Origin of the sequence: uncultured Maricaulis sp., assembly GCF_947259345.1 — a bacterium.
Taxonomy (GTDB): Bacteria; Pseudomonadota; Alphaproteobacteria; order Caulobacterales; family Maricaulaceae; genus Maricaulis.
Genome location: NZ_CAMYLS010000005.1, coordinates 1 through 22,916, shown reverse-complemented (window position 1 = coordinate 22,916; position 22,916 = coordinate 1). Strand labels below are relative to the sequence as shown.

Annotated in this window: 21 protein-coding genes and 2 pseudogenes; 11 read left to right on the top strand and 12 right to left on the bottom strand. The window is 63.2% G+C overall.

Going from position 1 to position 22,916, the window contains the following annotated elements; genetic code table 11:
• Positions 1 to 123: 123 nt before the first annotated feature.
• The 6 genes from Q0X62_RS01905 (at position 124) to Q0X62_RS01880 (ending at position 6,698) form a co-directional block, all read left to right on the top strand.
• Positions 124 to 2,907: a chemotaxis protein CheW gene (locus Q0X62_RS01905; protein WP_297731010.1), complete on the top strand. Its 2,784-nt coding sequence runs from the start codon at positions 124 to 126 to the stop codon at positions 2,905 to 2,907.
• On the top strand, positions 2,904 to 3,389 hold the full coding sequence (locus Q0X62_RS01900; RefSeq protein ID WP_297731008.1) for a chemotaxis protein CheW: 486 nt from the start codon (positions 2,904 to 2,906) through the stop codon (positions 3,387 to 3,389). The genes Q0X62_RS01905 and Q0X62_RS01900 overlap by 4 nt, the downstream gene beginning before the upstream one ends.
• Positions 3,390 to 3,403: 14 nt before the next feature.
• Entirely contained in the window at positions 3,404 to 3,778 is a 375-nt protein-coding gene (locus Q0X62_RS01895; protein WP_297731006.1) for a response regulator, read from the top strand.
• A gap of 10 nt (positions 3,779 to 3,788) precedes the next feature.
• Positions 3,789 to 4,976, top strand: a complete 1,188-nt coding sequence (locus Q0X62_RS01890; RefSeq protein WP_297731004.1) for a chemotaxis response regulator protein-glutamate methylesterase — start codon at positions 3,789 to 3,791, stop codon at positions 4,974 to 4,976.
• 2 nt (positions 4,977 to 4,978) lie between these two features.
• Positions 4,979 to 5,815, top strand: a complete 837-nt coding sequence (locus tag Q0X62_RS01885) for a protein-glutamate O-methyltransferase CheR (RefSeq protein WP_297731001.1) — start codon at positions 4,979 to 4,981, stop codon at positions 5,813 to 5,815.
• Between the two features lie 115 nt (positions 5,816 to 5,930).
• Positions 5,931 to 6,698 carry a phosphodiester glycosidase family protein gene (locus Q0X62_RS01880; protein WP_297730999.1) on the top strand — a complete coding sequence of 256 codons (768 nt, stop codon included), beginning with the start codon at positions 5,931 to 5,933 and terminating at the stop codon, positions 6,696 to 6,698.
• Here the strand turns inward: Q0X62_RS01880 and Q0X62_RS01875 are convergent.
• Entirely contained in the window at positions 6,695 to 7,783 is a 1,089-nt protein-coding gene (locus Q0X62_RS01875; RefSeq protein WP_297730996.1) for a hypothetical protein, read from the bottom strand. The two genes, Q0X62_RS01880 and Q0X62_RS01875, sit on opposite strands and share 4 nt — an antisense overlap.
• A 173-nt stretch (positions 7,784 to 7,956) precedes the next feature.
• Here Q0X62_RS01875 and Q0X62_RS01870 point away from each other — a divergent pair.
• Positions 7,957 to 8,049 (top strand): annotated as a pseudogene (locus tag Q0X62_RS01870) (DUF1328 family protein); the annotation flags it as partial.
• A gap of 128 nt (positions 8,050 to 8,177) precedes the next feature.
• A complete protein-coding gene (locus Q0X62_RS01865) occupies positions 8,178 to 8,363 on the top strand; it encodes a hypothetical protein (protein ID WP_297730992.1) in 186 nt (61 codons plus the stop codon).
• Between the two features lie 84 nt (positions 8,364 to 8,447).
• Here the strand turns inward: Q0X62_RS01865 and ctrA are convergent, their stop codons facing one another.
• On the bottom strand, positions 8,448 to 9,143 hold the full coding sequence (ctrA, locus tag Q0X62_RS01860) for a response regulator transcription factor CtrA (RefSeq protein WP_075188927.1): 696 nt from the start codon (positions 9,141 to 9,143) through the stop codon (positions 8,448 to 8,450).
• Between the two features lie 526 nt (positions 9,144 to 9,669).
• Here ctrA and fliI point away from each other — a divergent pair.
• Together fliI and Q0X62_RS01850 are read left to right on the top strand one after the other, a co-directional pair.
• Complete coding sequence (fliI, locus tag Q0X62_RS01855) at positions 9,670 to 11,013, top strand: flagellar protein export ATPase FliI (RefSeq protein WP_366946092.1); 1,344 nt, start codon at positions 9,670 to 9,672, stop codon at positions 11,011 to 11,013.
• Positions 11,010 to 11,429 carry a flagellar FliJ family protein gene (locus tag Q0X62_RS01850; RefSeq protein ID WP_297730988.1) on the top strand — a complete coding sequence of 140 codons (420 nt, stop codon included), beginning with the start codon at positions 11,010 to 11,012 and terminating at the stop codon, positions 11,427 to 11,429. The genes fliI and Q0X62_RS01850 overlap by 4 nt, the downstream gene beginning before the upstream one ends.
• 243 nt (positions 11,430 to 11,672) lie before the next feature.
• Here Q0X62_RS01850 and Q0X62_RS01845 read toward each other — a convergent pair whose 3' ends face one another.
• Entirely contained in the window at positions 11,673 to 13,757 is a 2,085-nt protein-coding gene (locus Q0X62_RS01845; RefSeq protein WP_297730986.1) for a TonB-dependent receptor, read from the bottom strand.
• 150 nt (positions 13,758 to 13,907) lie between these two features.
• Between Q0X62_RS01845 and Q0X62_RS01840 the strand changes: the two genes are divergently transcribed.
• Positions 13,908 to 14,897 carry a DUF6607 family protein gene (locus Q0X62_RS01840; RefSeq protein WP_297730984.1) on the top strand — a complete coding sequence of 330 codons (990 nt, stop codon included), beginning with the start codon at positions 13,908 to 13,910 and terminating at the stop codon, positions 14,895 to 14,897.
• Positions 14,898 to 14,957: 60 nt separating this feature from the next.
• On the opposite strand, the gene Q0X62_RS01835 is transcribed toward Q0X62_RS01840, so the two are convergent.
• From Q0X62_RS01835 to Q0X62_RS01795, 9 genes and pseudogenes are all read right to left on the bottom strand, one after another.
• Positions 14,958 to 15,278: a hypothetical protein gene (locus Q0X62_RS01835; protein WP_297730982.1), complete on the bottom strand. Its 321-nt coding sequence runs from the start codon at positions 15,276 to 15,278 to the stop codon at positions 14,958 to 14,960.
• A gap of 23 nt (positions 15,279 to 15,301) precedes the next feature.
• Positions 15,302 to 16,102, bottom strand: coding sequence for an AAA family ATPase (locus Q0X62_RS01830; RefSeq protein WP_297730980.1), 801 nt, complete (start codon positions 16,100 to 16,102; stop codon positions 15,302 to 15,304).
• On the bottom strand, positions 16,102 to 17,094 hold the full coding sequence (locus tag Q0X62_RS01825; RefSeq protein ID WP_297730978.1) for a flagellar biosynthesis-like protein (FlhF): 993 nt from the start codon (positions 17,092 to 17,094) through the stop codon (positions 16,102 to 16,104). The genes Q0X62_RS01830 and Q0X62_RS01825 overlap by 1 nt, the downstream gene beginning before the upstream one ends.
• Before the next feature lie 35 nt (positions 17,095 to 17,129).
• Positions 17,130 to 19,262: a flagellar biosynthesis protein FlhA gene (gene flhA / locus Q0X62_RS01820; protein ID WP_297730976.1), complete on the bottom strand. Its 2,133-nt coding sequence runs from the start codon at positions 19,260 to 19,262 to the stop codon at positions 17,130 to 17,132.
• Between the two features lie 12 nt (positions 19,263 to 19,274).
• Complete coding sequence (locus Q0X62_RS01815; protein ID WP_297730974.1) at positions 19,275 to 20,645, bottom strand: sigma-54 dependent transcriptional regulator; 1,371 nt, start codon at positions 20,643 to 20,645, stop codon at positions 19,275 to 19,277.
• 26 nt (positions 20,646 to 20,671) lie between these two features.
• On the bottom strand, positions 20,672 to 21,028 hold the full coding sequence (fliN, locus tag Q0X62_RS01810) for a flagellar motor switch protein FliN (RefSeq protein ID WP_295693014.1): 357 nt from the start codon (positions 21,026 to 21,028) through the stop codon (positions 20,672 to 20,674).
• A gap of 11 nt (positions 21,029 to 21,039) precedes the next feature.
• Positions 21,040 to 21,693 carry a FliH/SctL family protein gene (locus Q0X62_RS01805; RefSeq protein ID WP_297730972.1) on the bottom strand — a complete coding sequence of 218 codons (654 nt, stop codon included), beginning with the start codon at positions 21,691 to 21,693 and terminating at the stop codon, positions 21,040 to 21,042.
• A gap of 12 nt (positions 21,694 to 21,705) precedes the next feature.
• Positions 21,706 to 22,728: a flagellar motor switch protein FliG gene (gene fliG, locus Q0X62_RS01800; RefSeq protein ID WP_297730970.1), complete on the bottom strand. Its 1,023-nt coding sequence runs from the start codon at positions 22,726 to 22,728 to the stop codon at positions 21,706 to 21,708.
• Between the two features lie 8 nt (positions 22,729 to 22,736).
• Positions 22,737 to 22,916, bottom strand: a pseudogene (locus Q0X62_RS01795) (flagellar M-ring protein FliF); the annotation flags it as partial.

Below are 22,916 nucleotides of genomic sequence, written 5' to 3'. Positions count from 1 at the left end.
GAGGGCCCGGGCGCGCCCTCATATCGTATGAATGATTTCGCTGCCGGAAGACGCTTTCAGCCAAGAGTCCGTTAACTAAGGCCTGTCAGGTTGCTGTGGAATCAGAACCGTACGGGGCCTGCCATGGACGATCTCATCAGCGAATTCTTGACGGAAACGGGCGAAAGCCTCGATGTCATCGATTCTGAACTGGTGCGCTTCGAGAACAACCCGGAAGACCGGGCGATCCTCGATAATATTTTCCGCCTTCTGCACACCATCAAGGGGACTTGCGGGTTCCTTGGACTTCCGCGGCTGGAAGCGGTGGCGCATGCCGGTGAAACCCTGCTGGGCAAATTCCGCGACGGCGAGCTGAGTGTTTCACCGCCAATGGTCACGCTGGTCCTGCAGGCCATTGATCAGATCAAGGTTGTGCTGGAAGCCCTTGAGAATACCGGCGTTGAACCGGCCGGTGATGACTCCGAGCTGATCGGTCGCCTCGAAGACGCGTCCATGGGGCGTTTGCCTGAGCAGGCCGACGAGACCGTGCCGCAACAGCCTGATAACTGGGACAATGACCTGGGCCGCGAACTGCGTCCGGGCGAAGTCTCGTTGGCAGACCTTGAAGCCGCCTTCAACAGCGCCGAGCCGGAAGTCGATGGTGTCGCTACACCGGTCGCCGACGCGGCTCCTGAAGAGCCGGTCGTGCATATTGGCGTCGGTGAATTTGACCCCGATCTGGGCCGCGAGCTGCGCCCGGGCGAAGTGTCCGCCGCCGAGCTTGAAGCCGCCTTTGCCAGCGCCGAGCCGGAAGTCGAGGTGGCGCCTGCTGCAGCCGAGCTGATTACCAAGGATATGAGCCAGGCCGAAGCGCTCGCCACCGCCATGGCGGAGCTCAAGGGCGGTGACGATCATGTCGCCGGTGAAGGCGGTGTGAAGGTCCAGCAGACCGTGCGCGTCGGTGTCGATGTGCTCGAGGCGCTGATGACCACCGTGTCCGAGCTGGTCCTGACCCGGAACCAGCTGATGCAGACCGTGCGCGGTCTGGAAGATGATGATCTGAAGGGCCCGCTGCAGCGCCTCTCCGCCGTGACCGGCGAGCTGCAGGACGGGGTCATGAAGACCCGCATGCAGCCGATCGGCGATGCCTGGCGCAAGCTGCCGCGCATCATCCGCGATGTCTCTACCGATCTTGGCAAGAAAATCGAACTGGTGATGGAGGGCAATGAGACCGAGCTCGACCGCCAGGTTCTCGAACTCATCAAGGACCCGCTCACCCACATGGTCCGCAACTCCGCCGACCATGGCCTGGAAATGCCGGCTGACCGCGCCAAGGCGGGCAAGTCCGAAAAGGGCACGATCAAGCTGTCCGCCTATCATGAAGGCGGCCATATCATTATCGCCATCTCCGATGATGGCATGGGCCTCAACACGGCCCGTATCGGCGAGAAGGCCCTCGAGAAGGGGCTGACCACGCACGAAGAACTCGAGCGGATGACGGAGCAGCAGATCCACCGCTTCATCTTCGCGCCGGGTTTCTCGACCGCCGAGAAAGTCACCAATCTGTCCGGCCGCGGCGTCGGCATGGATGTGGTGCGCACCAATATCGAGCAGATTGGCGGCGTCATCGACGTCACCTCGACGGCCGGCAAGGGTTCGCATTTCTCGATCAAGATCCCGCTCACCCTGGCCATCGTGTCGGCGCTCATTGTCGGTTGCGACGAGCAGCGTTTTGCCATTCCCCAGCTCGCCGTGCGTGAGCTGGTGCGGGTCGGCGCCGGGTCCGAGCACACAGTCGAAAACCTCAATGGCGCCCGCGTCATGCGTCTGCGTGACCGGCTCATGCCGTTGGTCGACCTGCACGATGTGCTGGGCGTTGGCGAGGCCTATAACGGCAAGGAAGACGAAACCGGCTTCGTGGTTGTCCTCGATGCCGGCGGCCGCAATGTTGGCCTGGTCGTCGACAATGTCCTCGACACGGAAGAGATCGTCGTCAAGCCGCTCTCGGACTCTTTGCGTGGCGTGCATGCCTATTCCGGCGCCACCATTCTCGGCGATGGCTCGGTTATCATGATCCTCGATCCGAACGGCCTGGCTGGCGAAATCGTCACGGCGATGGACGAAGAGGCCTCGATCGAAGCGTCTGCATCCAAGAATGCCGAGGCCACCAATACGCAGCGCCTGCTTCTCGTTCGCGCCGGTGGCTCCGAGCCGAAAGCGGTTCCGCTCGCCCTGGTCACACGGCTGGAAGAGTTCAATCCGGACACGATCGAAAGCACCAATGGACGCCTGGTGGTCCAATATCGTGGCCGCCTGATGCCGATCGTTCCGATTGGTTCGGAAATCCGCACGGTCGAAGGTCAGCGCCAGCCGGTTCTCGTGTTTGCCGAAAACCACACCTCGATCGGCCTGGCGGTCGACGAGATTGTCGATGTTGTCGAAGAGCGTGTCGACATGCAGATGTCGTCGGACAAGCCCGGGATCATCGGTTCCGCCATCATCAAGGGCAAGGCCACGGATGTGGTCGATATCGCCTGGTATCTCGACCAGTCCCGCGCCGGCAATATCCAGCGCAAGGCGAGCAATCGCCGCCGCCGCATCCTGCTGGTCGATGCCGATGCCTTCGCGCGCCGCATGATCGCACCCCTGCTGGCGGCGGCGGGCTACGACGTCACGCCGACGGGCGGCATGCATGAAGTGCACGCCATCGCCGAGGCGGGCGAGCAGTTTGACGCCATGGTTGGCGACCCGTCCGCGTTGTCGCGCATTCGCCAGGAAGGCCTGTGGCCGAACCTGCCGACCCTGGCCGTCACTGACTGGCCGGAAGATACGCAGTCCGAGGGCCTGACGGCCGTGCTGCCGAGATCGGATCGTGGCGCCCTGATCGCCGCCCTCGACTCGGTGTCTCAAGAGGAGAAGGTGGCATGACCACGCATCATGGCGACAATGCCGAATTGAGTGCCGAGTCCATGAATGAATACGTCTCGGTCCGTATTGGTGACCAGCTCTTCGGCGCGCCGGTTGACGCGATCCGCGAAGTTTTCGCGCCGCAATCGGTAACGTCGGTTCCGCTTGCACTGTGTGAAGTGGCCGGTTTGCTCAATCTGCGCGGCCGCATCGTGACAGCGATTGACGCCCGGCGGCGTCTCGGCTTGCCGCCGCGGGAAGCCACCGAATCCGGAATGGCGCTCGGCGTTGAGCGTGGTAGCGAAATTTTTGGACTTATCGTGGATAGTGTCGGTGAAGTGCTTCGTCGTCCTAGGGCGGAGCTGGAGCCGGTGCCGGCCCATGTCGATGCGACTTGGCGGTCGATGGTCAAGGGTGTGCACCGTCTGGACAAGGAATTGCTGGCAGTCCTCGACGTCTCGGCCGTTATCGGAACGGCTGGCGCCAAGGCAGAAGCCGCCTAGCGGAGGGTGTTGGGATGAAAACGTGTCTGGTTGTCGACGATTCTCGGGTGATCCGGAAAGTCGCGCGCAAAATACTCGAAGAACTTCAGTTCGAATGTGTCGAAGCAGGCGACGGGTCGGAAGCCCTGGAAGCCTGCCGCAAGCAGATGCCGGATGCGATCCTGCTGGATTGGAACATGCCGGTCATGAACGGGCTGGATTTCGTCAAGGCGCTGCGCCGCGAAGAGACCGGCGACCAGCCGGTCGTGGTCTTCTGTACGACCGAAAATGACATGGCACACATCACCGAAGCCCTTCGAGCCGGTGCGGATGAGTATGTCATGAAGCCGTTTGATGGTGACATCATCGAGTCCAAGTTCCAGCAAACGGGTTTGCTGCGCGCTTCCTGAGGGGTTTCCAATGACGGAACTCGCCCGCACGGCGTCTCCCGCCCAATCCATCGCCCGGGTTCTCGTGATCGATGACTCCGCGGTTGCCCGCGGTCTCATGACGCGCTGGGTCGATGAGGACAAGGATCTCACGCTCGTCGGCGCCGCCGTCGATGGTGAGCAAGGCCTTCGCAAGGCCGAGGAACTCAAGCCCGACCTGATCGTGCTTGATGTCGAAATGCCGAAAATGGATGGCCTCGCGGCCCTGCCGCTGCTGCTCAAGGCCGTGCCGGGCTGCAAAGTGGTCATGGCGTCGACGCTGACCCGTCGTGGTGGTGAAGTGACCATCCGCGCGCTCTCCATGGGCGCAGCGGATTATGCGTCCAAACCCCAGGCCGGCCGACTCGCCGGCGCCGAGGAGTTCCGCCGCGATCTGCTGACCAAGCTGAAAGCCCTCGCGCCGCGTCCGATCCCTCCGGTCCCCACGCAAGGCAATCTCGCACAACCGAGCGCGCCGACCGCGCCCGTCGCGCCGACCGCGCGCACCACAACCGCCCCGCCGCCCGCCGCGCCAGCAAGAAAAATGCATGCGCCGGTGGCGCAGCCACCGCAAACGCGCGGCACCCCTCGGCACAATGGGCGTCCGGAAATCATCGCCATCGGGTCCTCGACCGGCGGCCCGCAAGCCCTGCGCGATGTCATCTCCGCCATTCCCGCCGATGTCCGCGCGCCGATCGTTATTGCCCAGCACATGCCGGCCCTGTTCACCAAGATTCTCGCCGAACACCTGACCAAGGCCGGCAAGCTGGTGTGCAAGGAAGCGGAAGACAATGAGCGTCTGAAGCCGGGCTGCGTCTATATCGCGCCGGGCGATTTCCACATGACCATCCGCAAGGATGCCGCGGGCTTCTATGCGGTGCTCGATCAAACACCGCCAATCAATTTCTGTCGTCCGGCAGTCGATCCCCTGTTCCAGTCCGTGGCCGAGGTCACGCGCGGCGCAGCCCTCGGCATCATTCTGACGGGCATGGGCCATGACGGCCGGGAAGGTGCACGCATGCTGCGCAATGTCGGCGGCACCATTCTGGCTCAGGACGAGGCGACGAGTATTGTTTGGGGTATGCCGGGTGCCGTGGCGGAAGCCGGCCTGGCCGATGAAATCCTGTCTCTGTCGCAGATGGGTCCGGGCATTGTCCGGCGCGCGAAAGGTGGACTGTAAAAATGATAAAACACGATGACATCCTTTTCGTGGCCGCAGAGGCGTTCAAACGCTCGGGTCTCGTCCTGTCTGCCGACAAGGGCTACCTGCTGGAAAGCCGACTGGCGCCCTTGGCGCGGGCTGAAGGCTATCCCTCGATCGAGGCGCTGATCTCGTCGGCGCGTCGCGATAGCGACGGTCGCCTCCTGTGGGCCATTACCGAAGCCCTGGCGACTCACGAAACCTTCTTCTTTCGCGACAACACGCCCTTCGATCTGTTCAAGCAGGATGTGCTGCCGGTTCTCGCCCGTGCCCGCGGCAATAACGGTCAGATTCGCATCTGGTGCGCGGCCTGCTCGTCCGGCCAGGAACCCTATTCGCTGGCCATGCTGCTCGAGGAAGAGCGCGCCCGGCTCGGAAATCTGCGTGTTGAGATCGTCGCCACCGACATGGCACCCCGCGTGCTCGAAAAGGCCAAGGCTGGCATTTACTCGCAGTTCGAGGTCCAGCGCGGCCTCGCCGTCCAGCGCCTGGTCCAGCATTTCGAACAGCAGGGCGAGCAATGGCGCGTCAAGCCGAACATCCGCTCCATGGTGACCTTCCAGAAGCAGAACCTGCTGGAGAATTTCGCCCAGATGGGGACGTTCGATCTGGTGTTCTGCCGCAATGTGCTGATCTATTTCGATGCCGACACCAAAAAGAAGGTGCTCAGCCGTATTGCGCACCAGACGGCCCAGGACGGTTATCTGATCATGGGCGCTGCGGAGACTGTTGTCGGCCTGTCCAGCGATTTCTCGCCGGTCGAAGGGCGCCGCGGCCTGTATGGCCGCGCGGCCGTCGCCAAGTCGGCCGCCGCCTGATCCGGCCAACCGACACAGATTTGATGAAGGCCTCGCAGCTCCCCTGCGGGGCCTTTTTCTTGACCGGGACGGGGCCCCGCGGCCTATTGGAGCCCGGGAAAGTGATCGTGTCTGAATGAGCTCCATCCTCGCCATTGCCATCCTGAGCCTCGCGTTGGTTCAAAGTCCCGATGAGGCCGCGAACACGCCGTCCCCGGCCTGCGAGATCAGGAGTTTCGAGACGTCGCCCTTTCTCGTCTGTGAGTATGACGCGGCTCGCCATGAGCTCTGCCTGGTCCGCAATGATCTCGACCCCGACCGCTCGCGGCGGATGGATGCGCTGCTGCGGGATCCGGATATTGAGGCGGGGCGTGTCCGTTTTGCCATGAATGCCGGCATGTTCGAGGAAAGCGGTCGCCCGCTGGGCCTCTATGTGGCCGAGGGCAGGACAGGGCGGGGGCTGAACACCCGCACGGGACATCGCGGCAATTTCTATCTCATGCCGAATGGTGTGTTTTTCACCGATGCGGAGGGGCGTCCCTCGGTTATCTCCAGTGGCGACTGGCCCGCTCATGAGGCCGACGCTGTCTGGGCCACCCAGTCCGGTCCGATGCTGGTGATCGACGGCGCGCTGCACCCGGCCATCCAGCATGACGGCCCCTCCCGGCGTGTGCGCAATGGCGTCGGTATCACAAGTCCGGACCGCGCCGCCTTCGTGCTCAGCCTCGAGCCGGTCTCTTTTGGACGTCTCGCCCGTTTCTTTCGCGACGGCCTGGGCAGTGAGAATGCGCTCTATCTGGATGGGGTCGTGTCCGGTGCCTGGGTTCCCGAATTGCCACGCCTGGATCTGATCCACCGGGTCGGGCCTGTCATTCTGGTTACCGACAACGGATGCTTGGACTAGTTGTCGCTCTCCGGAGGCTGGATCACGGCGCCGGAGGCGAGCATCTGCAGGATGAGGCCGGCTTCGCGAACGACCGTGTCCCGGAAGGCGGGGGTGTCTGTCGACGCGCCCAGGTTCAGCTCGACCCAACCGCGAGAGCTCGGTCCTTGTGTGTTGCGCCAGATCATGAGGAAGGCTTGCCGCCCCTCCTCGTCGCCCGGCACCGGCGCGACGCATTGATGCCAGACATGGGAGGCGCCATTCGCGTCAGACAGGGTGATGTCAGGCAGACGGGTACAGGTGTCTGGCGCGGGGTCCGGTTCGGCGGCTTCTGGTTGTCCATTGCTGTGCGTAGCGCTGTCCACCGCCTGGAAATTGACACTGATGCCCCAGGTCGCGCTGGCGGCATCTGACGCGGCGTCAAGCTCGCGCGCAGCATGTGCCAATTGCTCGGCAGTCGCAGCGGTTTCCGGAAAGCGAATATAGCCTTCCGACTGGGCAGTGATGTCGTCCATCAGGCCGGCCCATTGCTGGACGAGGTTATCGCCGTCCACGCTCACCGCTTCGTTGAAGCGGATATCCGCCACAACCGCGTCGGACATGGCGGCCAGCAAGGTCATGCCATCGGCCAGCAGGTCCGGATCGGTCGCCTGTATGGTCGCCATGCTGCGCAGATAAAGGGTCTGACCGTCGAGGGGCGCCTGCAGCAGGAGATCGCGTGTGAGCGCGGAAGCGCCGTCCACATCCTCGGCAAGCAGGCATAGCGTGCCGTCAAAGGCGACACCGCTGCGACTGACCGTACGAACCGGCTCGATCGTGTCGCATGGATCGGCCTCCGGCTCGGTGGTGGCCATGTGAAAACCGATGGCCGCGCTCCATTCGCCCGCATGCGCAGCTCCGCGAGCCTCCAGCTGGTCACTGAGATCGTCGATCTGCAGGGCAAGTTCCTGCCCACCTGCTAGGCTGAAGCGATCCCCGGCCATGGCGGCGATGCGATGGAGGTCCGCAACAATCTCGGGTCCTGAAATTCGTTCATGGTCTTGCGCCGCGACCGGCGCCAGCAGGCCCGCCGTCAAAGCGGCGGCTATCAATACCTGTCTGATCATCATCCCCTCCCTTGGCTGAGGAAAGAATAGGCGCAAGTTGCGAGGTGTGCACAGCCCCTGAATAGGGGAGGCGAGCGAGACTCGACCGGTGTCCGGCCCGATGCGCTGTGGGGCGAGTGGAATGATCGTCCGATCCGGACGTTGCCTGGGCGTAGCGGATAAAGGAGACGTCTATGCTCAAACTGGCGCTCGCCGTCTTCATCGTCGCCCTGGTGGCGGCGCTGCTGGGTTCTGGCGGGATTGCGGCCGGCGCGGCCTCGGTCGCCTAGATCGTTCTCTTTCTTTTCCTCTTCCTGTTCGCGCTCTTGGTCGTGGTAAGCCTGTTTCGCGGACGCAGTCCGCGCATCTGTCGCGCTTGCAACCAACCTGCCTGAAGCTCCAGAAAGGAACTCCAATGTTTCGCAAGATGATACCCTTGGCCTTTACCGTATCCGCCCTCGCCCTGGCGGGATGTACAGATGGCGATGCCGAAAATGCCGGCGAAGATATTGATGCCGCAATCGAGGACGTAACCGGCGAAGAGACCGACACGTTTGAAGAGGCCGGTGAAGAGGTTGATGATGAGCCGTCCCGCCATTAGGCGCGCGCTGTAGACCTGACAGCCAGACAACAAAAAGGCCCGGGCGGGCAGCCCGGGCCTTTCCTTAACGCTGAGACCGGTGGATCAGGCGGAGGCTTTTTCCTCGACCGGGTCGCGCAGCACATAGCCGCGGCCCCAGACCGTCTCGATATAGTGTTCGCCATTGGTGGCCGCCGCGAGCTTCTTGCGAAGCTTGCAGATGAAGACGTCGATGATCTTCAATTCCGGCTCGTCCATGCCGCCATACAGGTGGTTCAGGAACATTTCCTTGGTGAGCGTCGTTCCCTTGCGCAGGGAGAGCAGCTCTAGCATCTGGTATTCCTTGCCCGTCAGATGGACGCGCTGACCTTCGACCTCGACCGTCTTGGCGTCGAGATTCACGCCGATCGAACCGGTCTTGATGATGGACTGGGAATGGCCCTTCGACCGACGCACGATGGCGTGGATGCGGGCGACCATTTCGTCCTTGTGGAAGGGCTTGGTCATGTAGTCGTCGGCGCCACAGCCCAGGCCGCGCACCTTGTTGTCGATGTCCGCATTGCCGGTGAGGATCAGGATCGGGGTATCGACCTTGGCCACGCGCAGCGTCTTGAGGACATCGAAGCCCGGCATGTCCGGCAGGTTCAGATCAAGCAGGATGATGTCGTAATCATACAGCTTGCCCAGATCCACGCCCTCTTCGCCGAGATCGGTGGTGTAGATGTTGAAACCCTCGGATTTCAGCATCAATTCGATGGACTGGGACGTTGCCCGATCGTCCTCAATAAGAAGAACCCGCATTGGTCCGCCTCCGGTTTTGCTACCCGGGCGAATCAGTGCGCGCCCGGTCTCATCTGGTGATTAACCTTATTCGGACGCTATGCGGAAACCCTTAACGAAAGTTAACTGCGTCTTGACCAAGATCTAGAATCGTCCAGTTAGCGAAATTTCGCTGGAAAGCTTGATTCGAATTTCGCGTTAACCATTCAAGGGTTAACGGACGCAAATCGGTTGGGATTTGGCGCTGTGCGCGAAAATTGATCAAATATGCGCGATATAAAGTATTCACAGTGGCCGTCGGTTTTTGCCTGTGGTGACGGGCAAATCGGATCAATCTGAGCCTCGAGAACGCTGCCCAACTTATCCACAAGGGATTTCTACCAGTCCGAGACTCGATAACGGAATCGGAATCCGGACGAAACCAGAATCGCTGCGAAACGGGGCTGCAGAATCTGCCGGGTGTTTACGTCGAGGCAACCGACAGCCTCTAAACTGTTCTGGAAGTGGCTTTTGTGCCACGCTTTGCAAGGCGGGCTGACCCGTAATGATGGAAACCCTGATCGATCGCGTCGGACGCCTGGATGACCGTGTCCTGGAAGGACGGGTCACGGCGCTCAACGGATTGCTCGTCGAAGCCGAAGGCCCCAAGGCCGGTCTGTCCCTGGGCGCGCATGCGCAGATCGAGACCGGGGACGGTGTCGCGGAATGCGAAGTTGTCGGCTTTCGCGGCGAGACAGCCTTGATGATGCCCTTCGGTCCGCTGGAAGGGGTTCGTCCCGGTGCGCGGGCGCGTTTGCAGCCGGAGGCCGCGCGGGTTCGTCCGAGCCGGTCCTGGCTGGGACGAGTGCTCGATGGTTTCGGGCGTCCACTGGATAGTGGCACTCCGCTGACCGAGGGCGGGACGCCCTATCCCCTTAAAGGCAATCCGCCCAGCGCCCATGGCCGGGCCCGTCTGGGTGACCGGCTGGACCTGGGTGTCCGCGTTCTCAACAGCTTCGTTCCCATGCGCCGAGGCCAGCGTCTGGGCATCTTCGCCGGCTCCGGCGTCGGCAAGTCGGTCCTCATGTCGATGCTGGCGCGGGCCTGCGATGCAGACGTCATCGTCATTGGCCTGATCGGTGAACGGGGCCGGGAAGCGCGTGAATTCGTCGATGATGTCCTGGGCCCGGAAGGCCGCAAGCGCTCGGTCGTCATCACCGAAACCTCGGATGCGCCGGCCCTGGCCCGCCGACAGGCCGCGCACCTGACCCTGACCACCGCGGAGTATTTCCGCGATCAGGGTCTCGACGTGCTCTGCCTGATGGACAGTGTCACCCGTTTTGCCCTCGCCCAGCGCGAAATCGGCCTTGCGGCCGGTGAACCGCCGACCACGCGCGGTTACACGCCATCGGTATTTGCTGAATTGCCACGGCTACTTGAGCGTGCCGGCCCGGGTCCGGAGCGCACAGACGGCAAAAAAACAGGCTCCATTACCGGTCTTTTCACTGTTTTGGTGGATGGTGATGATCATAACGAACCCATAGCCGATGCCGTTCGCGGCATCCTGGATGGACATGTGGTCATGAGCCGAGCCATTGCTGAACGGGGACGCTACCCCGCGATCGACGTCCTGAAGTCGGTCAGCCGGACGGCGCCCGAGGTTTATGATCCCGCCGAGCGACCCCTGGTCGCGGAAGCGCGCAAGCATTTGTCGGCCTATGCCGACATGGAAGAATTGATCCGTCTGGGTGCCTACACCCAGGGATCCAATCCCGCGGTGGACCGGGCCATAGAGCTCAACGAACCGCTGGAAGCGTTCCTCGGCCAGCAAAAAGACGATGCGGCGGACATTCCGTCGACTTTCGCAATGCTGTCCGAGATTTTGGGTGGTGGTGAAGGAGTGCGGCAATGACACGCTCACATGAACCCTTGATCCGGCTGGCCCGGTTCAAGGTGGAAGAATTGCAAAAACAGATGGCCGAGCTGGATCGCTCGCGCGCAGCCCTGATCGGTCAGATCGAACGCCTCGAAGCGTCCGTTCCGGAAGAGCAGGCAGCCGCGGCCCAGTCCAAGGAAGGCTATGTCGCCTATGGCTCCTATGCGCAGGCAGTGATCAAGCGGAAGGAAAACATCCGCGCTTCGCTGGACGAGGTGGATGTCCAGGCCGACGCACTGCGTGACCGCCTGTCGGAAGCCTTCACCGATCTCAAGAAGTACGAGCTCCTGGAAGAACGCCGTCTCGCCCGGATCGAACAATCCGTGCGCGCGGCCGAACAGGACGAACTCGACGAAATCGCCCAGATCCGTCACGGCCGCGCCTCGCACTGATCCAGCGAGCACTGTGACCACACAAAAGGCCCCGAACCTGCTGGTTCGGGGCCTTTTGTGTTTTGGATGGGGCTCCGTGCAACCAATTGTCATCCCCGCCGGAAGTCCCGCGAAGGCGGGACGCAGGGCGGGGACCCAAGTGGTGGCCATCAGTTTGGTCCCTGACTTTCGCCCGGCCTGCGCCGGGCGTCCATCAGGGATGACAAACTTGCGGTCAAACTGATCGAAACTGTCCCCACTTGGCTAGAACGCTTGCGACCAGCTCACATCGAGGCGGACCGACCGGCCCGGCTCGCTGGTGCCCGCGAAAACGCGGTCATAATCATGGTCGAGCAGGTTCTCGATGCCGGCATTGAGGCGCAGGCCGCTATCGGCGAAGGGCTGCCAGCGGGCATAGGCGTCGGCGACGACATAGCCGGCCCGGTGTTCGGCGACGTCCAGCGGTTGGTCATACGCGGTCGCCGCGGCGATCCGTCCGCCCAGGGTCAGACGGCTGTTCTCGAAATGCCAGCGGCCATCCACAAAGAGGCGGGTCGGCGCGAGCGAGCCGAGCGGATCGCCGGTCGCCACGTCCTTGCCGTCAATGCCTGTGAGCGAGGCGTCGAGCGAGAAGGCGCCTTCGCTCAGGCCGAGCTGGACCTCATAGCCTTCCAGTTCAGCCGATCCGACATTGCGGCTCTGCGTGGTACCGGCCGAGCAGGGGGCGAAGAAAGGCGGGGCAAAGCACGTCGGGTCGAAGGCGAAATCGACGAAAAGATCGATCAGATTGTCGGCCTTGGTCTGATACCAGGAGGCGCTGACATCGAGCCGGTCCAGATTGATCCGGTCGGCCAGGTCCATCCGGAAGCCGATTTCCAGGGTTTCGGTTTCTTCCGGCAGCAGGTCCGGATTGGCGATGAATTCATTCGAGATGAAGGTTGGCGGCCCCAGGATGATGTGCGGCAGGGAGAAATGCGTGCCGTCGAGGTAGAGCTCATTGATCGACGGCGCCCGGAAGGCCTCGCCCCAGCTGACGAAGACATTGAAATCCTCGATCGGGGCATAGGTCGCCGCGAAACGGCTGGAGGTCGCATCGCTTGAGACGGTTGTGGTGGTCGGGGTCGAGGTTTCGAACGAGTCCTGGCGCACGCCCGGCAGAAGGATGACCCGGCCCGGCAGGCCGAAGGGGGCCGGTCCGTCCAGTTCCAGCTGGACCCAGCCGGCCGAGAACTGGCTGTCGGCATCCGGCGCGCCGCCGCGGACACCGCCGGTCTCGGCACTGTCATACCCATCCTGGCTGTCCTCGTAATACTCGCCGCCGACTGTCAGCCCGGCGTCAAAGGCGCCGAGGGTGAAGTCGAAACGCTGGTCGAGGCGGATGCCGGAGGTCTCCAGATCACGGCGGAGCTCGCGGCCCGACACGCTCTCGGTCTCATCGACGCCGGTCTCATTGCGATAGACAGTGACGTCCAGATCGAGCCAGCTGATTGCGGGCGGCGCGATGGACGCGTTGAGGGTGATCGCATCGGATGTGATCTCCTTGTCGACCAGCGCGTTGAGCGATCCGACACCGGCCACGCCCTGGGCATTGTTGGGCTCGGTCGCACTGCCATTGAAGCTCTGCCAGCTGAGTTCTGCGCGGACGCCATCGCTCAGATCGGCGCCCAGCTTGAACAGGCCGGAGACGCTTTCATCCTCGGCGGGCAGGTCGGCCCCGGATCCCAGCGTGATATCGCCGGACTGGCGGGCCGAGACGGAGGCGAGGGCGTCGAAGGCGCCCGAGCGGCCATAGAGGCTGAGCGAGCCGCGGCCTTCTTCGTCGACCGAGCGATAGCCCGCCCCCAGCCCATAGCCCCAGGTCTCGCCCGCATTCAGCAGATCATGGGCGCTGGCGGTGCGGAAGGCGACCACGCCGCCCGAGGCGCCGGACCCGTATAGCGCCGAAGCCGGCCCGCGCACCGCGTCGATGCCGACCAGCAGGGCCGGGTCGACAAAGAAGACGCCATCATGGGCCGAGCCAAAATTCTGCCGTGCGCCGTCTAGCAGGAGGGTGGTGTTCTCCCGGCCCTGGCCGCGCAGGGAAATGGTTTGCCCGGTCCGTCGCGGTCCGCCGGAGACTTCCACGCCGGGCAGCTGGCGCAGAAGATCATCGAGATCAGCCGGGCGGGTAAGGTCAAGGGTTTCGGTGTCCACGCTCGCCGTGGCCCCCGGATAGACGAAGCTGTCGAGCCGGGTCCGGGTCGCCTCGACAATGATCACATCCTCGCCGGTCTCCGCCTCGCCCTGCTGGGCAAGGCCGGGCGTGGCCAGGGTGAGGAGGGCGGTCGTGGCGAGAAAAACGCGTTTCATGATGAAGTCCCGTGTTTGCGAATGATTTGCACTTGCTGCGTTCTGCCGCTTGCGTTATGCGAATGCAAGTGAGAATCTTTATCAACAACACGTCATTTTCCTCAGGGTCATTCCAGAGACCCACCGCAATCCAGAGACAAAGAGGGGCTTATGAAACTCGCCTATATCGCCGTCGCCGCGCTGACGCTGGCCGGCTGCGCTACAAATTCCATCGACCCGTCAACACCGGCGGCCGCCGCGGCGCTTCCGGCGCATAGCCAGACCGAATTCGAACGGGATCGCCAGGCTATTCTCGCCATGCAGGGCGAATACGCCGTCACCTTCGATTTCCGCGAAATGGTGCCGATCGCGCCGGGCTATGAGCTGGCCGACCCGAAGATCACACCGGCCCGGGAAATCGTGGTCGTGGTCGAGGACACGGGCGACTTCATCATGCTGCAACACTTGCTGATCGCGGGTGAGGGCGACAATCCCTTTATCGTCAAGCATTGGCGCCAGGACTGGCGTTATCAGCCGGCTACCGTGCTGGCCTTCCAGGGCTTTGATGACTGGACCGTCGAGGATGTTGCGGCTGCCGATCGGGCCGGGGCCTGGTCACAGACCGTCTACCAGGTCGATGACAGCCCGCGCTATGCGGCCGTCGCGCCCTGGACCCATGACGCCGATGGCATCTCCACCTGGGAACCGCCGGTCTCCTGGCGTCCGCTGCCGCGCCGCGACGACACCACGCGGGACGATTACGACGTCATCGCTGCCGTCAATCGCCACACCGTGACCGACTGGGGCTGGACCCATGAGCAGGACAATTCCAAGCTCGCCCTGGAAGACGGTGTCGCCCATGAATTGGTGCGCGAAGTCGGGGTGAATACCTATCGCCGCACGGACCTGTCCAATGCGCAGGCCGCCTACGACTATTGGGATGCCACGCAGGATTTTTGGGCGCTGGTGCGGGCCCGCTTCGATGCCCTGGAAACCGATGGCACGCGCCGTTTCCATATTGAGGATGATGCTGAGGGCACGCTTCTCTACGGCCCGATCCTGGAAGCGGGCCAGCGGGTTCTCTTCGGTATCGAGGATGCCGAGACGGCTTTCGAAGAGGCCGAAACCTATCTCAACAGCCAGATCACGGTGATTGAATAGGGTCAGCTACCAGTCTGGAACGAAGAAGGGCGGCACCATCGGGAGCCGCCCTTTCTCGTGTCAGCGCCCGTAGCGGCGCTTGGCCCAGAAGATGGCGCCGATGGTCGCCATGTAGATGACCAGGCGCATGATCACAACGACGCCGCCACGCTCATCGAGACGCGAGAAGGCGAAGTCGAAGGCGAAATCCGGCGGGATGCCGGTCGACCAGCGATAGAAGAAGGGCGCGCAGGCATCGATCAGGAAGGCGATCGAGGCGGCGGCCGGCCATTGCGGCCATTTGCGCATGATCAGGGCGGCGACCAGCGACAGGACGATGATCAGCCACCAGTCAAAGGGTGTGAAACCGGCACTCAGGCGATCTGCGAAACTGTCATACATGGTCGAGCCTCCCCCCGGGTCGATCAGGCGGCTTGTTTGCCACGCGCCAGCGAGCCCGCCAAGGCCTGGATGTCCTTGGCCGCTTCGCATTGCGGCGAGCGCAGGGAGACCGCGGTCTGGGCCCGGATGGCGGCCGGCACCGTCGCGTCCTTGCGGACAATGCCGGCCAGGGTCGGCGTGAAGCTCAGGAAGGCCTCGCAGGTCTTGCGGAAGGCGCCGAAGGCTTCATTGGCGGCATTCATGTCCGGCGCATTATTGATCACGACCAGCGGCGAGGCGCCGTCATCATGCAGGCGCAGCGTCTTCACGAAGGCGTAGGCGTCGGTCAGCGAGGTCGGCTCGTCATTGAGCACAATCACGACATCATCGGCGGTCAGGGCGAGCCGGATCGTGGCCCGGTCAGCGCCGGCGGCGAGGTCGAGAATGGCGCGGTCATAGGACAGGGCCAGGGCGGCAACACCGGTTGCGAGCTTGGTCAGGCCGGGACCGGACAGATTGGCCAGCGCGCCGGAGCCCGAGCGACCGGAAATCACGTCAAACCCGCCCTTCTGGGCGGCGCCGCCCATGGCCGGACAGACGGCGTCCTGGATATGGACACGGCCATTGATGACGCTGGAAATGTCGGAATTGGGCTGCAGGCCCAGCTGGACGTCGATATTGGCCATGCCAAGATCGCCATCCATCAACAGGCAACGTTCGCCCATTTGGGAAAAGGCGCGGGCCATGCCGATCGACAGCATGGTCTTGCCGACGCCGCCCTTGCCGGAGGCGATGGCGAGGATGCGACCGGCGGAGCGGTCCTGCGGTGCGGACGCGATCTTCATCAGTCTTCCTCCTCGAAGGGGGTGTTGCGATCCTCGATCAGGACCCGGGCCAGGCGCAGCGGGGTGGCCGGAGCCAGGCCGCCGCCGATGAAGGGTGTCGAGGAAATCTGGGCGAAGGCCAGTCCGGTCTCGCCGACACCCAGCACGGCACCCAGCCTGCGGGCACAATCAACCTTGACCGGGATGCAGCGGCTGGCGCCGATGGAGGCAAAGAGCGAGGCGGCGTCTTCGGCATCTTCCGGCGTCAGGCCGGCGTCAAAGACATAGAGAATTTCCGCATTGGCGCTGTCGGCGAAGGCCAGCGTCATGTCGAGATCATCCAGCTCGAACGGATTGACCGCCGGACTGTCGATCAGGACCGGGCCGTCAATCTCGTCGACGGCGTCGATCATCTCACGCGGATCGTCGACGGCGCGGAAACCAGCGCCCATGCGACGGGCCAGTTCCTGCAGCCGGTCATTGGCACCGGCGCGCTCGCCATCACAGGAAATCAGCGTCGGCACGGCACCGGCGGTGATGGCGCGGGCCGCCGTCTTGGCCAGGGCCGAGGTCTTGCCGACGCCCGGTGTCCCGGCAAACAGGACGGCATGTTCGGGCACGGCGGGCAGGGGCTGGAAAGTGTAGCGGCTCTCGATGGCGTGGGCGAGACGGGCCACGGCCTGACCATCGGACAGATCGTGGGCCGAGCGGATCAGGGCCTGGGCGGCAGAGCCCGGCGCGCGGTGGAAGCCGAGCGCGCGGATCACACGGTCCAGCTCATTGTCCTCGCGCAGACCGCGTTCGATATCGGCTTCGCCGGCGAGGCGGATGGAGCGGTCACGGACCTGCTCGACCGGTTCGGCGATGCGGGACATTTCGCTGGCTGCGCGCACTTGGACGCCGCCGTCAGGACCATCGCCGGTGGCAATGATCACGGCGTCGGGACCCATTTCACGGCGGACATCGGCCATGGCCTGGGTCAGGGACGGGGCGGCAAAGGTTTTAAGATGCATGGGCTCGGATCATATCACAGGTCAAATTCGGTCGCTCAACCGACATGGCCCATCGTCTGAAGGCGCGCGCTCGGGTGAATTTCATTCTGCGACATCACCACGGTCTGCGGGCGAAAACGCTCAACCAGAGAACGCACATACGGACGAATCAGAGGGCTCGTCAGCAGCACTGGTACATGACCCTGAGCTGATGCGGTTTCAAAAGAGTTTCGAATGGCCGCCACGAAATCATGCAGTTTCGACGGCGCCAGGGCGAGCTGGCGACGATCGCCATCACCGACCAGGGCTTCCATGAAGGCCTGCTCCCATTGCGGACCCATGGCCAGGACGGGCAGGACACCGTCATGGGCCTTGTTGGCGTGGCAGATCTGGCGCGCCAGGCGGGTCCGGACATGTTCGACAATGGCGTCAAGATTCTGGGTCGTGGCGCTGGCTTCGGCAATGCCCTCCAGAATGGTCGGCAGGTCGCGAATGGAGATGCGCTCCTTGATCAGCGATTGCAGGACACGCTGAATGCCGGCGCGGCTGATCTGGTTCGGCGTGATGTCATCGACCAGGGCCTTGTGTTCCTTCGACAGCTTGGCGATCAGCTTCTCGACCTCGGCATAGGAGAGAAGGTCGGCCATGTTTTCGCGCAGCAGCTCGGTCAGATGGGTGACCAGAACGGCCGCCGGCTCGACGATTGTATAGCCGCGGAAAGAGGCTTCCTCGCGCAGGCCTTCATCAATCCAGGTGGCGGGCAGGCCGAAAGTCGGTTCCTTGACGTGCTTGCCGGGCATGTCGATCTGCATGCCGGCGGGATCCATGACCAGCAGCTTGTGCAATTCCAGCTCGCCGCGACCGGCTTCCAGTTCCTTGATGCGGATCGTGTATTCGTGATTGCCCAGCGACATGTTGTCGATGATGCGGACAGCCGGGGTGATGAAGCCCATTTCCTCGGCCAGCGAGCGGCGCAGGGCGCGGATCTGGTCGGTCAGCTTGCGGCCGTCGACATCATTGATCAGCGGCAACAGGCCATAGCCCAGCTCGATCTTCAGCTCGTCAATGGCAAGACTGTCCTCGATCGGGGCTTCCTGTTCGGATTGGGATTCAGCGGCTTCGGCCTCTTTCTCGGCGACCGCGTCGATTTCGGCCTGGGCCGTGCGTTCGGCGATGTCGCGATTCATCCAGGCCAGGGCACCGGCACCGGCGGACATCATGGCGAAGGGGATGAGGGGCATGCCGGGCAGGAGGCCGACCATCAGGGCCACGCCCGAAACCAGGCCCAGGCCTTGCGGGTTGGCGGTCAGCTGACCGAAGAGCGCCTTGTCGGCCTGGCCGTTGACGCCGGCCTTGGAGACCAGCAGGCCGGCACCGACCGAGATGATCAGGGCCGGGATCTGCGAGACCAGGCCGTCACCAATGGTCAGCGAGGAATAGGCCGAGGCCGCTTCCGCGAAGGGCATGCCGGACTGGACCACACCGATGATGATGCCGCCGACCAGGTTGATGGCGGTGATCATCAGGCCGGCCATGGCATCGCCGCGAACGAATTTGGAGGCACCATCCATGGCGCCGAAGAAATTGCTTTCGCCTTCCAGCTCGGTGCGGCGCTTGCGGGCTTCGTCTTCGGTGATCAGACCGGCGGAAAGGTCGGCATCAATGGCCATCTGCTTGCCGGGCATGGCGTCCAGGGTGAAGCGGGCCGCCACTTCCGCGATCCGGCCGGAACCCTTGGTGATGACGACGAAATTCACGATCACCAGGATGGCGAAGACAATGATGCCGATGACGACATTGCCCTGCATGACGAAGGAGCCGAAGGCCTCGATGACCTCGCCGGCGGCGTCAGTGCCCTCATGCCCCTTGGACAGGATGAGGCGCGTCGAGGCGATATTCAGGCCCAGGCGCAGCAGGGTGGTGATCAGCAGGAGGGCCGGGAAGGCCGAGAATTCCAACGGTTTCTTGATGAAGAGCGCGGTCATCAGGACCAGAACCGACATCGAGATCGATATCGCCAGTGACATGTCCAGCAGGAAGCTGGGCATGGGCAGCATCAGCATCACCAGGATGGCGAGGATGCCGACCGCCAGCGCCACATCACCGCGCAGTGTGCGGTTCAGGAAGGCGCGGAGGTCAAACCCACCCGCAGCGGGTGCGGGGGTCGGAGAAGCAGCGGTATCGGCCAATGGTCAGTCCAATCAGGCTACGGAAACACCCTGGGCGGGTTGGTTGGGCGCGGGAATGTCGACGCCCTGGTCCGAATAGAGTTTCAGCTTGTTGCGCAGGGTCCGGATGGAAATGCCGAGAATGTTCGCGGCATGGGTCCGGTTGCCCAGGCAATGGTCGAGCGTGTTCAGGATCAGATCCTGTTCCACTTCCGACACGGTGCGACCGATCATGTCGGCCTGGACCGACTGGGCGGTATCGGCGGCCTGGCGGACGACATTATTGCCCGAGCCCGTGAAGGCCGAGCCGTCCGGCATGCGGATCGCGTCGGGCGTGATCTCGCGGCCCGAGGCCAGCAGCACGGCGCGGTGCATGGCGTTTTCCAGCTCACGGACATTGCCCGTCCACTCACGCGCCAGGAGCGAGGTCTTCGCAGCGTCGGAAATCGCGCGCTCATCGATCGCATTGGCGGCCGAGTATTTCTTCACGAAATGCTCGGACAGGGCGACGATATCAGCCGGACGCTCGCGCAGCGGCGGCAGGGCCAGGTTCACGACATTGAGGCGGAAGAGCAGGTCTTCGCGGAAGCTGCCATCGGCGACGGCCTTGCGCAGGTCACGGTTCGATGTCGCGAGGATGCGGATATTGACCTTCACCGGCTTGGTGCCACCGACGCGGTCGATTTCACGTTCCTGGATGGCGCGCAGCAGCTTGGCTTGCAGGCGCACATCCATTTCCGAGATTTCGTCCAGCAGCAGCGTGCCGCCATCGGCCTCTTCGAACTTGCCCACGCGGCGGGCAATCGCCCCGGTAAAGGCGCCCTTCTCGTGGCCGAAGAGTTCGCTTTCCAGCAGGTTTTCGGGGATGGCCGCACAATTCACCGAGATGAAAGGCGCCTGGGCACGCTTCGACTTGGTGTGAACATAGCGGGCCATGACTTCCTTGCCGGAGCCGCTTTCGCCGGTGATCAGGACGGAGGCGTCGGAGCCGGCGATGCGATCGGCGAGCTGGATGACGGCCTGCATGGACGGGTCGCGGGCAATCATCGGGCGTTCGTCATCAGCGATCGCGGCCAGGACGGCGGCGATCAGATCGGCGTCCGGCGGCATCGGGATGAATTCCTTGGCGCCAGCCCGGATGGCGGCTGCGGCGGCTTCGGGACGGACATTGACGCCACAGGCGACAACGGGAACCGAAATCCGCTCGGCCGCATTGGCCTCGATCAGGGACTGGACGTCCAGATGCAGGTCGACCATGAGCAGGTCGGCGCCGCGTCCGGCACGCAGATGGGCGGTGGCCTGTTCGATCGTGTCCACGTGCGAGACTTTCGCGCCGCGGTCGAGGGCGATCTTGGTGGCGGTGTGGAGTTGTCCGCCCAAACTGCCAACTATCAGAATACGCATGATATTTCCGTCCTTTCCGCGAGGCCTTAGCCTGCGTCCCCGTCCTTGATGATTTCCGTCATGGTCACGCCGAGCCGGTCGTCGACCACCACGACCTCGCCGCGCGCGACGAGCCGGTTATTCACGTAGATGTCGATCGCTTCGCCGATCTTGCGGTCGAGTTCGACCACCGAGCCGGAGGTCAGCTTCAACAGCGAGTTCACATCGATATGGGCCTTGCCGAGCACGGCGGAAATATTGACGGGAACGTCGAAGACGGGCGCCAGGTCGGCAGCGCTCTTTTCTTCCTCATCCATCATCTGCTCGCCGCGCTGGGGCGCTTCGACGGGCACTTGCGTGCCGTCATCGCCCAGATCGGGAAGGTCGAGATTGTCGTCAGCCATGTCAGGCCTCCTTAAGCCGCGCTTACGCCGGCGGCGGGGTCGCCGGGCGCGTCAGATTGGGTTTCCTCGTCGCTTGGCGGCGATGCCAGCCAGCGTGCGACGACGTCATTCAGTCGATGCTCGATTTCCTCGGCGCTGCGCTGCACCGCGCCGGCGCCCCATTCCAGGCGGACATCGGCATTGGCCAGGCCGTCATCGCCGCGCACCATGATGGCGCCGTCGAAACCGGCGTCGCGGGCGGTTTTTTCCAGGCGCTCGGCGAGGGCTTCGACCAGTTCCGGATTGCAGCGCACCGACAGGCGCGGCTCGGACCGCAGGTCCTGCACGGCTTCCAGTGCGACCTGTTCGATCGTGTCGATCGGATAGGCGGCCAGGGCCTCACCGGCAATCTTGCGGGCCGCAGCCATGGCGAGGCCGGCGGCTTCCTGGCGCAGGGCGTCGGATTCATGCGACAGGCGGGCGAGGATGAGCTGCATCTGGGAGGCGATCGCCTGCAGCGATTGCGCGCAGCGGCCCTCTTCCATCTCACGGCCTTCCTCGACTCCCCACATGCGGGCGGCATCGACATCATCCTGGGTGAAGAAGCGCTTGTAGCTCTCACCTTCACGGAGGATCTGACCATCCTGGTCGAACTCTGTATCGAAATCAAATTTGACAGGATTCATTGTTCAACCTCCCTAGTAGATGAGTTCGTCGTCGGCGCCGCCATCGGCCAGCATGATCTCGCCCTTCGCGGCGAGGTCCTTGGCCATGGTGACGATCGATTGCTGCGCCTGGTCGACATCCTTGAGGCGAACCGGACCCATGGAGCCCATGTCCTCGCGCATGATCTTGGCCGCGCGCTCGGACATGTTGGAGAAGAAGAGATCGCGCAAACTGTCCGACGCGCCCTTCATGGCCAGGGCCATCTGTTCCTTGTCGATGGCGCGCATCAGGGTCTGGATGCCACCCGGATCGAGCTTGGACAGGTCCTCGAAGACAAACATCAGCGAGCGGATCTTTTCCGCGCTCTCGCGATTGCGTTCTTCCAGGGCGGCCAGGAAACGGTTCTCGGTCTGGCGATCGAAATTATTGAAGATCGAAGCCATCATCTCGTGGCTGTCATGCTTGGACGTGCGGGCCAGATTGGACATGAATTCGGTGCGCAGCGTCTCTTCGATGCGATCAAGAATTTCCCGTTGGACCGGCTCCATGCGCAGCATCCGGGTGACGACTTCCATGGCAAAATCTTCGGGCAGGGCACCCAGCACACGGCTGGCATGCTCCGGCTTCACCTTGGACAGGACCACAGCCACGGTCTGCGGATATTCATTCTTCAGGTAGTTTGCGAGGACAACCTCATTCACATTGCCCAGCTTGTCCCACATGGTGCGTCCGGCGGGACCGCGCAGCTCCTCCATGATCGACTCGACCTTCTCCCCGGGCAGGAAGGAGTTGAGCAGGCGCTGGGTTGCTTCGAATGACCCCATCAGCGAGCCGGTGGACGACATCTGGCCGACGAAGTCGACGATCAGTTTTTCCACAGCGCTGGAGGTGACCGTGCCCAGATTGGACATGGCCTGGGAGACCTCGCGGATTTCCTCCTCGTCCAGATGCTGCCACATCCCTTCGCCCTCATCGCCCAGGGCGAGGAGCATGACGGCCGCTTTCTCGGGGCCGGTCAGGCGGGACGGGTCTTCGATGGCGCGCTTCTCAGCCATGGTCGGACTCAACTCTCATGCAGCCAGGACCGGAGGATCGAGATCGATTCTTCCGGATGGGATTCAACGATATTGGCGACTTTCTTCAGCGACGAGGCTTTCACCTGACCATCGATTTTCTCGATATCGATGGAGTCCTCGGCCGTGGCCGCGCCGCCGCCAGCCGCCGGCAGGGCCGCCGGGCGGGC

Coding starts and splice junctions, on each gene's coding strand:
- Q0X62_RS01885 (WP_297731001.1), top strand. CDS start 4,979: ATGATAAAACACGATGACATCCTTTTCGTGGCCGCAGAGGCGTTCAAA.
- fliN (WP_295693014.1), bottom strand. CDS start 21,028: ATGGCTGACGACAATCTCGACCTTCCCGATCTGGGCGATGACGGCACG.
- Q0X62_RS01875 (WP_297730996.1), bottom strand. CDS start 7,783: ATGATCAGACAGGTATTGATAGCCGCCGCTTTGACGGCGGGCCTGCTG.
- Q0X62_RS01900 (WP_297731008.1), top strand. CDS start 2,904: ATGACCACGCATCATGGCGACAATGCCGAATTGAGTGCCGAGTCCATG.
- Q0X62_RS01845 (WP_297730986.1), bottom strand. CDS start 13,757: ATGAAACGCGTTTTTCTCGCCACGACCGCCCTCCTCACCCTGGCCACG.
- Q0X62_RS01805 (WP_297730972.1), bottom strand. CDS start 21,693: ATGAATCCTGTCAAATTTGATTTCGATACAGAGTTCGACCAGGATGGT.
- fliI (WP_366946092.1), top strand. CDS start 9,670: ATGGAAACCCTGATCGATCGCGTCGGACGCCTGGATGACCGTGTCCTG.
- Q0X62_RS01850 (WP_297730988.1), top strand. CDS start 11,010: ATGACACGCTCACATGAACCCTTGATCCGGCTGGCCCGGTTCAAGGTG.
- Q0X62_RS01880 (WP_297730999.1), top strand. CDS start 5,931: ATGAGCTCCATCCTCGCCATTGCCATCCTGAGCCTCGCGTTGGTTCAA.
- Q0X62_RS01840 (WP_297730984.1), top strand. CDS start 13,908: ATGAAACTCGCCTATATCGCCGTCGCCGCGCTGACGCTGGCCGGCTGC.
- Q0X62_RS01905 (WP_297731010.1), top strand. CDS start 124: ATGGACGATCTCATCAGCGAATTCTTGACGGAAACGGGCGAAAGCCTC.
- Q0X62_RS01835 (WP_297730982.1), bottom strand. CDS start 15,278: ATGTATGACAGTTTCGCAGATCGCCTGAGTGCCGGTTTCACACCCTTT.
- ctrA (WP_075188927.1), bottom strand. CDS start 9,143: ATGCGGGTTCTTCTTATTGAGGACGATCGGGCAACGTCCCAGTCCATC.
- Q0X62_RS01825 (WP_297730978.1), bottom strand. CDS start 17,094: ATGCATCTTAAAACCTTTGCCGCCCCGTCCCTGACCCAGGCCATGGCC.
- Q0X62_RS01815 (WP_297730974.1), bottom strand. CDS start 20,645: ATGCGTATTCTGATAGTTGGCAGTTTGGGCGGACAACTCCACACCGCC.
- Q0X62_RS01895 (WP_297731006.1), top strand. CDS start 3,404: ATGAAAACGTGTCTGGTTGTCGACGATTCTCGGGTGATCCGGAAAGTC.
- Q0X62_RS01890 (WP_297731004.1), top strand. CDS start 3,789: ATGACGGAACTCGCCCGCACGGCGTCTCCCGCCCAATCCATCGCCCGG.
- Q0X62_RS01865 (WP_297730992.1), top strand. CDS start 8,178: ATGTTTCGCAAGATGATACCCTTGGCCTTTACCGTATCCGCCCTCGCC.
- fliG (WP_297730970.1), bottom strand. CDS start 22,728: ATGGCTGAGAAGCGCGCCATCGAAGACCCGTCCCGCCTGACCGGCCCC.
- Q0X62_RS01830 (WP_297730980.1), bottom strand. CDS start 16,102: ATGAAGATCGCGTCCGCACCGCAGGACCGCTCCGCCGGTCGCATCCTC.